The sequence below is a fragment of the Streptomyces boluensis genome (genome assembly GCF_009908195.1).
Classification (GTDB): domain Bacteria; phylum Actinomycetota; class Actinomycetes; order Streptomycetales; family Streptomycetaceae; genus Streptomyces; species Streptomyces boluensis.
The window spans coordinates 1-12,263 of the sequence record NZ_JAAAHS010000232.1 but is presented as its reverse complement, the minus strand read 5'-3'; the positions used below and the strand labels follow the sequence as shown (position 1 = coordinate 12,263).

The following is a 12,263-nucleotide window of genomic DNA, read 5'->3' as shown; positions in this document are numbered from 1 at the left end:
GAGTACTGCCGTCGGGGGCGGCGGGGCGGCTGTCTCCATGGGCGGGTTCGGCTCGCTCTCGCTCATTTCAGGCCCCTGTTCCCGGTTTGACTGTTCCCGGTATGCGGTATTTGCGGCAGCTTTTCCCAGCCTCGCACTCCGTCGCCCTGGCTGCGCCCGGAGCCCGTTGCCCGGTAGGCTTTCCGTGTGATCTTCAAGCGCATCGGAAACGGCCGGCCGTACCCCGACCACGGCCGGGAAAGCACCCGGCAGTGGGCGGACGTGGCGCCGCGCCCGGTCCGCCTCGATCAGCTCGTCACGACCAAGCAGCAGCTCGACCTCGAAACGCTGCTCGCCGAGGACTCGACCTTCTACGGCGACCTCTTCGCCCATGTCGTGAAGTGGCAGGGCGACCTCTATCTGGAGGACGGACTGCACCGCGCCGTGCGCGCCGCGCTGCAACAGCGCCAGGTCCTGCACGCCCGCGTCCTCGAACTGGGCTGACGCCGCACGGCACTCGCCCCGCTCCACCCCGTATTGGCCCTTTCGGGTCGGTTCGCCCGACTGCCATTGATCATTTAGTAGGCATCGCGGCCCGGCCGCATTACGCTGCGCCCATGAGCATGCTCACACCCCCCGGCATGGGCGGCCAGTACCGCATCACGGGGGACAAGTACCCGCGCATGCGCCGCAGTCGGCGCCGCCGGATCGTGCTCGCTGTGATCGCCTCGGCCGCGGGCGTCGGCCTGGTCGGCTACGGCGTGCTGCAGCTGGTCGACGTCTTCTCCGGCGACCAGAAGCGCACCGTCGCGGCGGGACGCCCCGACTGCAAGCCGACGCCGAGCCCCTCCGTATCCGCCGCACCGCTGCCGAAGCCCGGCCAGATCACGGTGAACGTCCTCAACGCCACGCCCCGCAGCGGCCTCGCCAAGCAGACCGCCGACGAGCTGAAGAAGCGCGGCTTCGCCATCGGCGAGGTGGGCAACGCGACCAAGGAGTACGACAAGAAGGTCGACGGCGCCGGACTGCTGCTCGGCGCGAAGGCCACGTCGGACAACGGATTCCGGGTGCTCGGCACCCAACTCGCGGGCGCCCAGCGCAAGACGGACGACCGCAAGGGCAAGGAGCTCGACCTCATCATCGGCAAGGACTTCAAGGCCCTGACGAAGAAGGAGGACGCCGTGAAGGCCCTGACCGCGCTGGCCGAGCCGTCCCCGACGCCCTCCGAGGGCCGCGGCAAGTGCTGACCGCACCCGCCCCGGCCTGACAACTTCCGCGGTTACTCCGCGGAGCCGTACATCCGGTCACCGGCGTCGCCGAGGCCCGGCACGATGTAGCCCTGCTCGTTGAGCTGCTCGTCGACCGCGGCCGTGAGCACGGTCACCGGCGCGCCCGCGAGCTCACGCTCCATCACCTCGACGCCCTCGGGCGCCGCGAGCAGCACGACCGCGGTCACGTCGTCGGCGCCGCGCTTGATCAGCTCCTGGATCGCCGCGACCAGGGTGCCGCCGGTCGCGAGCATCGGGTCCACCACGTACACCTGGCGCCCGGACAGGTCCTCCGGCATGCGCGTCGCGTACGTGGAGGCCTCCAGCGTCTCCTCGTTCCGCACCATGCCGAGGAAGCCGACCTCGGCGGTGGGGAGCAGGCGCACCATGCCGTCCAGCATGCCGAGACCGGCGCGCAGGATCGGCACGACCAGCGGCCGGGGGCGGGCCAGCTTCACGCCGGTGGTCGGGCCGACCGGGGTCTCGATGTCGACCTGCTCGGTGCGCACGTCGCGCGTGGCCTCGTAGGCGAGCAGGGTGACCAGCTCGTCGGCGAGGCGGCGGAAGGTCGGGGAGTCGGTGCGCTTGTCGCGCAGCGTGGTGAGTTTGTGGGCCACCAGCGGGTGGTCGACGACGTGCAGCCGCACGATGTCCTCCAGAAATGGGCCTGATCTGCAACAACGGCCGCAGGAGCGACCCGCCCTTCAGGCTACCGGGGCCCACCGCCGTCACGCCCGCCCCGCTCCCGTACGCCTCAGTCGCATCAAACCCGCCGACCGAGGGAAAGTGGAAGGGACGGATCGACCCCGAAGACCCACTGGGCAGGCGCTGGGCAGGGTGGTGGAGCCAGATGGCGAACGGCGAAGCGGAGCCGGCGAGGGCGGAGAGCGACACGGAACGGCGCCGCCGCCGCGCCCAGTTCCTGCGCGAGCTGCACGAGGCGAAGGAGCTGCGCGCCCGTGTCCAGCCCCGCAAGGCGCGCGCGGCGCGGATGCGTCAGGCGATGCGCATGCGCACCTTCCGCTGGTAGTCCGGTAGCGGTCAGGCGGCGCGCGTCTGCGGCTCGCCGTAGACACAGCGGGCCGAAGAGACCTCGCGGAGCCTCGGTTTCTGCCACGATTCCGATGGGCGGGCGCACTTAGCGACTGCGCGCCCGCCGACATCCGCCGGGGGGAACCCCGACCGGCACGCCTCTGACCAGTGGGAGAGTCACGGTGTACTTCGCCGCACTGCTCGCGCGCACCGAAGACGGGTGGGAAGCGAGCGATACAGAGCTCGACGATGTGGAGACCCTGTCGGATCTCGCCGACCTGGCCCGCGAGGCCACGTCTGGCGGGTACGACGACGAAACAGTGCTCGTTTTCATCGAGCAGGAAGGTGCCTGGTTCGGCATCGTCCGCGTGGACGGCGAGGACGACCCTCGTATCTACGTCTCGGACGGGGCCGCAGCGGCCCGCAGCAGTTACGGCGAGATCCTGGTCACGGACGAGCTCCTAGGCCGCGAACCCGGATCGTCGGACGACTCGGCGCACCTCGAAGGGCTCGTCGACCTCGACGGCACCGAGGACGGCGAGCCGGAGCAGGACACGGACGACGACGGCACCGCCGACGACGACACCGTGCCCGCGGGCCCGCTCGGGGACCAGACGATCCTCGCCGACCTCGGCCTGTCCCGTACCCAACTCCTGTCCCTGTCCACCGACGCCCTGGGCGAGATCGCCGAGGCCCTCGGCGCTTCCGACGTCCTGGAGGCGGTCCGCTAGTGAACGAGCAGCGCCACCGGTGAATGATCCCGTACGAGACCGCTGGCAGGCGCCGATGCGGATCGCCCTCGAGGAGGCCGAGCGGGCCGCCCTCGGGGGCGATGTGCCGGTCGGCGCCGTACTCCTCTCCCCGGACGGCGAGACCCTCGCGACCGGGCACAACGAACGCGAGGCCACCCACGACCCCACCGCGCACGCCGAGGTCCTCGCGCTGCGCCGGGCCGCCCGGCGGCTCGGCGCGTGGCGGCTGACGGGCTGCACGCTCGTCGTGACGCTCGAACCCTGCACGATGTGCGCGGGCGCGCTCGTGCAGTCCCGCGTCGAGCGGGTGGTCTACGGCGCCAGGGACGAGAAGGCCGGAGCGGCCGGATCGCTCTGGGACCTGGTGCGCGACCGCCGGCTCAACCACCGCCCGGAGGTGATCGAGGGCGTGCTCGGCGCAGACTGCGCCGAGCAGCTCACCCGCTTCTTCCGGGACCGCTGAACCCGCCAGAGACGGCCTCGCGGATACGGATTTCGGCGCACGGGCACCTTTGGGCTAGGATCTCTCTCGGTAGCGTGTCCGAGCGGCCGAAGGAGCTCGCCTCGAAAGCGAGTGTGGCGTAACCCGTCACCGTGGGTTCAAATCCCACCGCTACCGCTCTTACGAGAAGGGCCCCGACTTCGGTCGGGGCCCTTCTCGTGTGTCCGGGCCCGCTCAACGAACGCCCGCTCCACAACTCCCGTGCGGCATCTGCCTCGTACGACGACCTCGTACGGCTACCTCGTACGACGAGAGCCCCGGCGCCGTGACGGTGCCGGGGCTCTCGTGCTCGAAGAGGCCGGGGGAAGCGGCATCGGGGGGACAAGCCGCTTCCCCCGATGAGGACCGGGCTCTCAAGTCCACGTCGCAGTCAGGGGGAAGCTCGCGACGTGGACCCCGCAGTAGAGCCGGGTCCCGGGCCCTGCGGATTCCTGCCAGATCCGCCGGGCTCACCACCCATCCTGCTCCGCCGACGGGTGCCCGCGGGACGGCAAAGGACCTGGACGGCCGGGCCGTTGGTCCCTAAAGACCGCGTGAGCCCCGTGCGGCCCCTGTGGCACACGGCCACTGGCGTGATCCACGCTCCGGGATACACTCACCCGACTGCACGCGGGGACAGCTGGGACAGGCAGGGGAGGCCGGAGCGTGGTGCAAGCCAAGAAGATCGCCCTCTACGTGGTGATCGTCTTCGTCTTCTACACGATCATCAACTCCCCCGGACGGGCAGCGGACCTCGTCCAGGTGGGCTTCGAAGGGATATCCGACGCCGCTCAGGGCGTCGGCGACTTCATGACCCAACTCGTCAATTAGGCAACACCCGTACGACCTCTCGCCGGAACTGGTGAGGGGTCTTTTGCATGTTTACTCTCAACTTGCCCCTCAACACGGCGTTATCGGGTGCTTGCACACAGTGCACATGTCTTGTGATGCTATGACCGCTTTTGACGGATGAGTTGAACGGTTCGATCAGAACGGTTCGTTTCGAAAAGGGGTGGCGTTGACCGTGCCGGCCAGTACTGCGCCTCAAGTGCCGCCCCAGGACGCCTCGCAGGGCGAACCGACGAGCCCGGCGGCCGGGGCTGCGCCCGAGATGAGTCCCGCCAAGAAGCGGGGCGCGGACACCCGGGCCCTGACCCAGGTGCTGTTCGGTCAGCTCAAGGACCTCGTACCGGGCACCCCGGAGCACGGGCGGGTGCGGGCGGCGCTGATCGAGGCCAACCTGCCGCTGGTGCGGTACGCGGCGGCGCGGTTCCGCAGCCGCAACGAGCCGATGGAGGACGTCATCCAGGTCGGCACCATCGGCCTGATCAACGCCATCGACCGCTTCGACCCGGAACGCGGCGTGCAGTTCCCGACGTTCGCGATGCCCACGGTCGTCGGCGAGATCAAGCGGTACTTCCGCGACAACGTGCGCACCGTGCACGTACCGCGTCGGCTGCACGAGCTGTGGGTGCAGGTGACCGGCGCGACCGAGGACCTCACCACCGCCTTCGGCCGCTCGCCCACGACGGCGGAGATCGCCGAGCGGCTGCGCATCGGCGAGGACGAGGTGCTGGCCTGCATCGAGGCCGGACGCTCTTACCACGCAACGTCGTTGGAGGCCGCGCAGGAGGGCGACGGACTGCCGGGGCTGCTCGACCGGCTCGGCTACGAGGACCCCGCGCTCGACGGCGTGGAGCACCGCGACCTCGTCCGCCACCTGCTGGTCCAACTGCCCGAGCGGGAGCAGCGGATCCTGCTGCTCCGCTACTACAACAACCTGACGCAGTCGCAGATCAGCGCCGAACTCGGGGTCTCCCAGATGCATGTGTCGCGGCTGCTCGCACGCAGCTTCGCGCGGCTGCGGTCCGCGAACCGCATCGACGCCTGACGTACGGCCGCGGTCCGGCCCCTCCGGGTCCGGCCGACCACTCGCCGCCCCCGCCCCCTCGTGACTCCCACGCGAGCGGCCGGGGGCTTCCTCGTGCGCCGGTCGTGCGTCCCTCGTGCGCCCCTCGTACCCCCTCACGGGTCCCCCGAGTGCACGGCATACTCCGGCTACTTGCGCAGATCGGGGTTCCGTACACGGGAGCGACGCGCCACCGTATCGGGTGGAGCGGCATCCCGGTGCTTGCCGACAGAAAAGCCGCAGACCCGCCTTTTCCTGCGCAGATATGTCGACTTGGCGCTACAGCGTGTTGCCGACATGTGACATTCTGCGGGAACCGCGTTTGCCGCGGCCCCACGACCGGTATTCAGGTGGAGGCTGCGTTCCTGACCGACGGGAGCGGCCCACCGCGACCGTCCGCGACCTCAAGGGGGTGGCATGTCCGTAGAACAGGGCAGCTCGAAGGTGCTCACGCTCACGAAGAGCGACCCCGGTGCACCCGTCGTGCTCAGTCAGACCGCCTCGACAGCCATCGACACCCGCACCCTGTCCCGCTCCCTGTTCCTGCGCCTTGCCGCGCTGGACGAGAACAGCCCGGAGCGCGCCTACGTACGAGACACGCTCATCGAGCTCAATCTGCCGCTGGTGCGGTACGCGGCGGCGCGGTTCCGCAGCCGCAACGAGCCGATGGAGGACATTGTCCAGGTCGGCACCATCGGCCTGATCAAGGCGATCGACCGCTTCGACTGCGAACGGGGCGTGGAATTCCCGACGTTCGCGATGCCGACCGTCGTCGGTGAGATCAAGCGGTTCTTCCGGGACACCAGTTGGTCGGTGCGGGTGCCGCGCCGGCTCCAGGAGCTCCGGCTCGCGCTCACCAAGGCGAGCGACGAGCTGGCGCAGAAGCTGGACCGCTCGCCCACCGTGCCCGAACTCGCCGCCGTACTGGGCGTGTCCGAGGAGGACGTGGTCGACGGTCTCGCCGTCGGCAACGCGTACACCGCGTCGTCGCTCGACTCGCCCGCGCCCGAGGACGACGGCGGCGAGGGCTCGCTCGCCGACCGGCTCGGGTACGAGGACAGCGCGCTCGAAGGCGTGGAGTACCGCGAGTCGCTGAAGCCGCTGCTGGCCAAACTCCCGCCCAGGGAACGGCAGATCATCATGCTCCGCTTCTTCGCGAACATGACGCAGTCGCAGATCGGCGAGGAGGTCGGCATCTCGCAGATGCACGTCTCCCGCCTGCTGACCCGTACGCTCGCGCAGCTCCGTGAGGGTCTGATCTCGGACTGAGTACCCGTCAATAGGGTTTGTCCCGCCGGGTGTTGTCCGTCGCCGGTCCGTGAGGGTTCTCAATTGACGGACCGTCAGACACACTGGCGCGATGACACGAGCCGGTAGCGCTTGGATCCGCAGCCGCCGAGGTGCCGTGGCAACGGCCTCGGCGGCCGCGGTGTGCCTGGGGACCCTGCTCGCCGCGTGCGGCAGCGAGTCCCCCGAGGACGACGGTTACGTAGCGGTCGGCGCTGTCGGCGCCTCCCCCGAGAGAACTCCGGGGCGGACGGTCGCGCCCACGGGCGACGTGGAGCTGGTGCCGCTCGATGAGGACGACGAGAGTGGCGGGGGCCGCGAGGGCGGCGAGGGTGGTGGCTCGCGTTCGTCCTCGGCCGGTGGGGGTGGGGAGGAGTCCGGTTCCGATGCCGACTCCGGTTCTGGGGCCGGTGCTTCGGGGTCCGGTTCGGGTGGCGCGGGCGGTTCGGAGCAGGGCTCGGACGGTTCGGCGGCGCCCGGTGGCGGGAACTCCGGTTCCGGTACGGGGAGTTCGGACGAGCCCTCCGCGCCGGCCGACGGGTCGGAGGCGCCCTCGGGGCCTGCCGTACTCAAGGTGGGGGAGCCCGTACGCAAGGCCCTCGAGGACCGCTGGTGCGAGAAGGTGACCGTGAAGTTCCGTAACTCCGGTGCGGAGCCGGTGCGTTCAGGGACCGTCACCTTCGGCACACATGTGATCGGCGGGCTCGGCATCGACTGGGCGACCGTCGAGACGGAGCGGAAGCTTCCGGTGCCGATCGCGCCGGGCGAGGCCGTGACCGAGTCCTGGGACCTCTGCGTGGACGCCTGGCGGGTGCCGCTCGGCATGCATATCGAGACCCAGGACGTCTCGGTCAAGTGGCAGTGAGCCGTCCGGGCCGGTCACCGGCTCCGGGGGCCCTAGGGAGTGTCTCTCCGATCTTTGCGGATCAGGCTGCGGCGTCTGGTGCGTGCTCTCGGCGTGCGCCCGGATTGCCCTCGTACTGGACGTACTTGGGTGATTCGGGCGTGCGGCGAGAGTGCGTGCCAGGCGTCGTGGACCCGCAAAGATCGGGGAGACACTCCCTAGCCCCGGAGGCGATCAGAAGATCGTCCAGGGCCGGTTCGGCATCGAGAGGAACGCGAACACCAGGAGCAGGACGACGACGCCTGCGATGACCCCGGCCTTCTTGCCGGTGGACCAGCCGGTGCGCGCGGCCGGCTGGGAAGAGGTCTGCTCCCCCTCCTCTACGAAGGCGCGGAACATCTGGGTGCTGCCCGCCGGGTCGTTGCTGCCCTGAGGGCCCTGCGGGGCGTGGGGGTTGTTTGCCATGGGGCAGGACCCTAGCGAATCCGGGGTGCCCGCCCAACCCCTGGGCGAGCGGCCTCCGGGCCGGTGCGGCGGGGCCGTTCTCTTTGCCCGAGCATTGCCAGTTTTTTAGAGCCTAAAGTCCCTTTTCAATTTGCCTTCGGCAACCAACTGCTTCTATCGTTGCCCTAAGCAACAAACAGTGTGGAAGGGTGGCCATGGCCGCACAGCCTCGGTACGAGGAACTCGGTCGTCAGCTGAGCGCCATCGGCGCCGTCAAGCGGGAACTCTCCCGGACGCTGCCGGCCGACTGTCCGGCAGGATCGGCCGTCGTACTGGCCCTTCTCGACAAATACGGCGAGATGCGGATGAGCCGGCTCGCGGAGCTGCTCGCGGTCGACATGTCGGTGACCAGCCGCCATGTCGCGCACGCCGCGGACCGCGGCTGGATCGACAGGTCCCCCGACCCCGACGACCGGCGCTCCCGCATCCTGCGCGTCACGCCGGTGGGCTCGGAGCAGCTCCAGGAACTCTCCCGGCGCTACACGGACGCACTGGCCCACTACCTCCGGGACTGGTCCGACGACGACGTGCTGCAGCTCAGCACACTGCTCGCCCGGCTGCGCGCCGACTTCGGCGACTGCCGGCAGTCCCGCACCCATACGTCACCCACCCGAACACCCGCGTAAAGAAGTAAGAAAAGGAAGTCCATGGCAACGACCACACCGGCCGGTGTGCGGGGCAGTCATGCCAAGCATGGAGGTCACGGCGGTCAGGCCGACGGATCCCCCATGACGCACCGGCAGATCATGGAGGCTCTGTCGGGCCTGCTGCTCGGCATGTTCGTCGCGATCCTCTCGTCGACGATCGTCTCCAACGCCCTGCCCGAGATCATCTCCGACCTCGGCGGCGGCCAGTCCGCGTACACCTGGGTGGTGACGGCCTCGCTGCTCGCGATGACCGCGACCACACCGCTGTGGGGCAAGCTCGCCGACCTGTTCAGCAAGAAGCTGCTCGTCCAGATATCGCTCGTCATCTTCATGGCGGGATCGATCGTCGCGGGCCTGTCGCAGGACCCGGGCATGCTGATCGCCTGCCGCGTCGTGCAGGGCATCGGCGTCGGCGGTCTCTCCGCCCTCGCGCAGATCGTGATGGCCGCGATGATCTCGCCGCGCGAGCGCGGCCGGTACAGCGGCTACCTCGGCGCCACCTTCGCCGTCGCGACGGTCGGCGGCCCACTGCTCGGTGGTCTCATCACCGACCACTGGGGCTGGCGCTGGTGCTTCTACGTCGGCGTGCCCTTCGCCGTCGTCGCGCTGATCGTGCTGCAGAAGACCCTGAAGCTCCCCGTCGTGAAGCGTGAGGTCAAGGTCGACTGGGGCGGCGCGTTCTTCATCTCCGCCGCGGTCTCCCTGCTCCTGGTCTGGGTGACCTTCGCCGGCGACAAGTACGACTGGCTGTCGTGGCAGTCGTACGCCATGGTCGGTGGCTCGGTGGCGCTCGCGCTGATCTTCATGTTCATCGAGACCAAGGCCAGCGAGCCGATCATTCCGCTGCGCCTCTTCCGCAACAAGACGATCACTCTGGCCTCGCTCGCCTCGCTCTTCGTCGGTATCGCGATGTTCAGCGGCACCGTGTTCTTCAGCCAGTACTTCCAGCTGGCGCGGGACAAGTCGCCGACGATGTCCGGCGTCATGACCATCCCGATGATCGGTGGCCTGTTCATCTCCTCGACCGTCTCCGGTCAGGTGATCACCAAGACGGGCAAGTGGAAGGCGTGGCTGGTCAGCGGTGGTCTGCTGGTGACGGCGGGCATGGGCCTGCTCGGCACGATGCGGTACGACACCGAGTACTGGCACATCGCGATCTTCATGGCCCTGATGGGTCTCGGCATCGGCATGATGATGCAGAACCTCGTGCTCTGCACCCAGAACCAGGTCGACCCGAAGGACCTCGGCGCGGCCAGCTCCGTCGTCACCTTCTTCCGGTCCCTCGGTGGCGCCATGGGCGTCTCGGCGCTCGGCGCCGTGATGGCCACCCGCGTCACCGACTACGTCAAGGACGGCATCGCCGAGCTCGGCCCGAAGGCCGCGAACGCGGCCGCGCACGGCGGCACCGGCGGGGGCGGCATCCCCGACCTGGACAAGATCCCGGAGCCGCTGCGCACCGTGATGGAGAGCGCGTACGGACACGGTGTCGCCGATGTCTTCCTGTTCGCGGCGCCCGCGGCGCTGCTCGCCTTCCTGCTGACGCTGTTCATCAAGGAGGTCCCGCTGAAGACCAAGGGCGCGATGGCGGCGGCCACTTCGGGTGACACCGCCGAGGTCCCCGCGATCTCCGACGCTCCGGTCCCCGCCGCCGTCACCGGCACCCCGGTCGCCGACACCCCGGTCACCGGCACCCCGGTCGCCACCGCTGCGGCCGTCACCGACAAGGCCGAGGAGGCGCAGACGATCGTGCAGGGTACGGCGGGCATCCAGGTACGCGGCGTGGTCCGCGGCGGCGACGGCGCCGGCGTCCCGAGGGCGGCGGTCACGCTGATCTCGCTCGGCGGACGGCAGCTGGGCCGCACCATCGCCCAGACCGACGGCGGCTACGGCCTGGACGCTCCCGGCGCCGGCAGCTACGTACTGATCGCCTCGGCGGACGGCTTCCAGCCGCAGGCCTCCACCGTCGTCGTCGGCACCGAGCCGCTCGCGTACGACGTGCTGCTCAGCGGCACCAGCGGCCTGGCCGGTGTGGTGCACACGGCGGACGGCGCCAAGCCGGTGGTCGGCGCGATGGTCGTCGTCACCGATGTGCGCGGCGACGTGCTCGCCACCGGACAGACCGGTGAGCAGGGCGAGTTCACCTTCGGTGAGCTGGTCCCCGGTCCCGTGACCCTGGCCGTGAACGCCGAGGGCCACCGCCCGCTCGCGCTGCCCGTCGACGTGGCGGGCCAGGGCGTCACCCGCGTCGAGGTGGCGCTGCAGGCCGGCGCCCGGGTCCAGGGCACCGTGCTCGCGGCGGGCGGACCGCTGCGGGACGCCCGGGTCACCCTGGTCGACGCCGCCGGGAACGTGGTCTCCACCGCGACCACCGGTGAGGACGGCGCGTACGCCTTCACCGACCTGGACAGCGGCGAGTACACGGTGATGGCGACCGGCTACCCGCCGGCGGCGATGGCCCTGACGGTCCGCGGCAACGACGCGGACGGTCACGACATCGAACTCGCGCACCCGGACGCGTAGTTCGGACGTGTAGTTCGGACGCGCAGTTCGGACGTGTAACTCACGACTCCGGTTTCGGAGTTCATGACTCCGGTCGCCGTGTCCGCTCCGAGCGGAGGCGGGCACGGCGAGCGGTGGGTGAGAGGGCCCGGCGGGCAGGGGACGGCCCGCCGGGCCCCAATTTTTAGGCAACGCACGTAGTTTGCGGGGTTTTACCCCGACCTTTGGCGAGGAGTGGAACGTGGGACTCAGCGCACGGATTCGTACGCGTGACGGGTGGGCCGTGCAGCACGCCGTCGTCACCCTGACCGATATGCGCGGCACGCAGGTGCTGCGCGCCGAGGCCGACGAGGAGGGCGTCGTACGCGGCGACTCGCTCGCGCCCGGCCCCTACACGGCGATCATCACGGCGATCGGTTACGCCCCGACGGCCGCCACCGCGCTGGTCTCGGCGAGCGGCCGGGCCGACCTCGGCACCGTGACCCTGACCCGGCAGGGCGGCGCCGAACTGCCGCCGCCCGGTGTCTGGACCCTGGACCCGGCGCACTCCTCGGTCGGCGCGGTCGCCCGGCACCTGGGCATCTCCAGCGTGCACGGCCGGTTCACCGAGTTCGGCGGGCGCATCGAGGTCGCCGAGGACCCGCTGGCCTCGCGGGTGGACGCGGTGATCTCCGCCGCGTCCATCGACACCGGCAACGGGATGCGGGACAAGCACCTGGTCTCGCCGGACTTCCTGGACGTGGAGCAGCACCCGGAGATCCGGTACCGCAGCACGTCCGTGAGCGCCGCGGGCCCCGACCGCTGGACCGTGCACGGCGAGCTGTCGCTGCACGGCGTGGTCCGCCCGGTCGACCTTGACCTGGCCTACCTGGGCACCGGCGCCGACCCGTGGGGCGGACTGCGAGCGGCCTTCCACGCCACGGCCGAGCTGCGCCGCGAGGACTTCGCGATGAATTACAACCAGGTGGTGCAGGCGGGGATCTCGGCCATCGGCGCGACGTTGAGGGTGGAGCTGGACATCCAGGCTGTTCGGGGGGAGTCGTTGCCGGGGGCGGGGTAGG

14 protein-coding genes and 1 tRNA gene are annotated in these 12,263 nt (G+C 70.0%); 13 read left to right on the top strand and 2 right to left on the bottom strand.

The features are described from left to right. Nucleotides 1–186: 186 nt before the first annotated feature. A complete protein-coding gene (locus GUY60_RS24890) occupies nt 187–483 on the top strand; it encodes a type II toxin-antitoxin system VapB family antitoxin (RefSeq protein WP_003986294.1) in 297 nt (98 codons plus the stop codon). A gap of 113 nt (nt 484–596) precedes the next feature. Continuing rightward, the gene (locus tag GUY60_RS24885; protein WP_161701564.1) at nt 597–1,226 is read left to right on the top strand and encodes a LytR C-terminal domain-containing protein; all 630 of its coding nucleotides are present in this window, start codon (nt 597–599) and stop codon (nt 1,224–1,226) included. 32 nt (nt 1,227–1,258) lie between these two features. On the opposite strand, the gene upp is transcribed toward GUY60_RS24885, so the two are convergent. Next, a complete protein-coding gene (upp, locus tag GUY60_RS24880; RefSeq protein ID WP_161701563.1) occupies nt 1,259–1,894 on the bottom strand; it encodes a uracil phosphoribosyltransferase in 636 nt (211 codons plus the stop codon). A 203-nt stretch (nt 1,895–2,097) separates the two neighbouring features. Between upp and GUY60_RS24875 the strand changes: the two genes are divergently transcribed. From GUY60_RS24875 to GUY60_RS24845, 8 genes are all read left to right on the top strand, one after another. Further along, nucleotides 2,098–2,277, top strand: a complete 180-nt coding sequence (locus GUY60_RS24875) for a hypothetical protein (protein ID WP_161701561.1) — start codon at nt 2,098–2,100, stop codon at nt 2,275–2,277. A 184-nt stretch (nt 2,278–2,461) separates the two neighbouring features. Beyond that, nucleotides 2,462–3,010 (top strand): tRNA adenosine deaminase-associated protein, encoded by a 549-nt coding sequence (locus GUY60_RS24870; protein WP_161701559.1) that lies wholly within the window; start codon nt 2,462–2,464, stop codon nt 3,008–3,010. A gap of 55 nt (nt 3,011–3,065) precedes the next feature. Beyond that, the gene (gene tadA / locus GUY60_RS24865; protein ID WP_161701566.1) at nt 3,066–3,494 is read left to right on the top strand and encodes a tRNA adenosine(34) deaminase TadA; all 429 of its coding nucleotides are present in this window, start codon (nt 3,066–3,068) and stop codon (nt 3,492–3,494) included. A gap of 68 nt (nt 3,495–3,562) precedes the next feature. Then, a tRNA-Ser gene (locus GUY60_RS24860) sits at nt 3,563–3,650 on the top strand. 528 nt (nt 3,651–4,178) lie between these two features. Beyond that, nucleotides 4,179–4,343, top strand: coding sequence for a hypothetical protein (locus tag GUY60_RS38290; protein ID WP_187370120.1), 165 nt, complete (start codon nt 4,179–4,181; stop codon nt 4,341–4,343). A gap of 193 nt (nt 4,344–4,536) precedes the next feature. Further along, on the top strand, nt 4,537–5,403 hold the full coding sequence (locus GUY60_RS24855; RefSeq protein ID WP_161701557.1) for an RNA polymerase sigma factor SigF: 867 nt from the start codon (nt 4,537–4,539) through the stop codon (nt 5,401–5,403). Nucleotides 5,404–5,838: 435 nt separating this feature from the next. Continuing rightward, the gene (locus GUY60_RS24850; protein WP_161701555.1) at nt 5,839–6,690 is read left to right on the top strand and encodes an RNA polymerase sigma factor SigF; all 852 of its coding nucleotides are present in this window, start codon (nt 5,839–5,841) and stop codon (nt 6,688–6,690) included. Between the two features lie 136 nt (nt 6,691–6,826). After that, nucleotides 6,827–7,573 carry a hypothetical protein gene (locus tag GUY60_RS24845; protein ID WP_312866412.1) on the top strand — a complete coding sequence of 249 codons (747 nt, stop codon included), beginning with the start codon at nt 6,827–6,829 and terminating at the stop codon, nt 7,571–7,573. Nucleotides 7,574–7,786: 213 nt separating this feature from the next. On the opposite strand, the gene GUY60_RS24840 is transcribed toward GUY60_RS24845, so the two are convergent. Continuing rightward, complete coding sequence (locus tag GUY60_RS24840) at nt 7,787–8,017, bottom strand: hypothetical protein (RefSeq protein WP_161701551.1); 231 nt, start codon at nt 8,015–8,017, stop codon at nt 7,787–7,789. 194 nt (nt 8,018–8,211) lie between these two features. On the opposite strand from GUY60_RS24840, the gene GUY60_RS24835 reads away from it, so the two are divergent. From GUY60_RS24835 to GUY60_RS24825, 3 genes are all read left to right on the top strand, one after another. Further along, complete coding sequence (locus GUY60_RS24835; protein ID WP_161701549.1) at nt 8,212–8,682, top strand: MarR family winged helix-turn-helix transcriptional regulator; 471 nt, start codon at nt 8,212–8,214, stop codon at nt 8,680–8,682. Between the two features lie 102 nt (nt 8,683–8,784). Continuing rightward, nucleotides 8,785–11,223, top strand: a complete 2,439-nt coding sequence (locus GUY60_RS24830) for an MFS transporter (protein ID WP_512700840.1) — start codon at nt 8,785–8,787, stop codon at nt 11,221–11,223. Nucleotides 11,224–11,443: 220 nt separating this feature from the next. Next, entirely contained in the window at nt 11,444–12,262 is an 819-nt protein-coding gene (locus GUY60_RS24825; protein WP_161701546.1) for a YceI family protein, read from the top strand. The last annotated feature ends 1 nt before the right edge of the window (nt 12,263 follow it).

Bases quoted from the DNA above. Each gene is read 5' to 3' on its own strand.
- GUY60_RS24840 (WP_161701551.1), bottom strand. From the start codon at position 8,017: ATGGCAAACAACCCCCACGCCCCGCAGGGCCCTCAGGGCAGCAACGAC.
- GUY60_RS24830 (WP_512700840.1), top strand. From the start codon at position 8,785: ATGACGCACCGGCAGATCATGGAGGCTCTGTCGGGCCTGCTGCTCGGC.
- tadA (WP_161701566.1), top strand. From the start codon at position 3,066: ATGCGGATCGCCCTCGAGGAGGCCGAGCGGGCCGCCCTCGGGGGCGAT.
- GUY60_RS24850 (WP_161701555.1), top strand. From the start codon at position 5,839: ATGTCCGTAGAACAGGGCAGCTCGAAGGTGCTCACGCTCACGAAGAGC.
- GUY60_RS24875 (WP_161701561.1), top strand. From the start codon at position 2,098: ATGGCGAACGGCGAAGCGGAGCCGGCGAGGGCGGAGAGCGACACGGAA.
- GUY60_RS24885 (WP_161701564.1), top strand. From the start codon at position 597: ATGAGCATGCTCACACCCCCCGGCATGGGCGGCCAGTACCGCATCACG.
- GUY60_RS24835 (WP_161701549.1), top strand. From the start codon at position 8,212: ATGGCCGCACAGCCTCGGTACGAGGAACTCGGTCGTCAGCTGAGCGCC.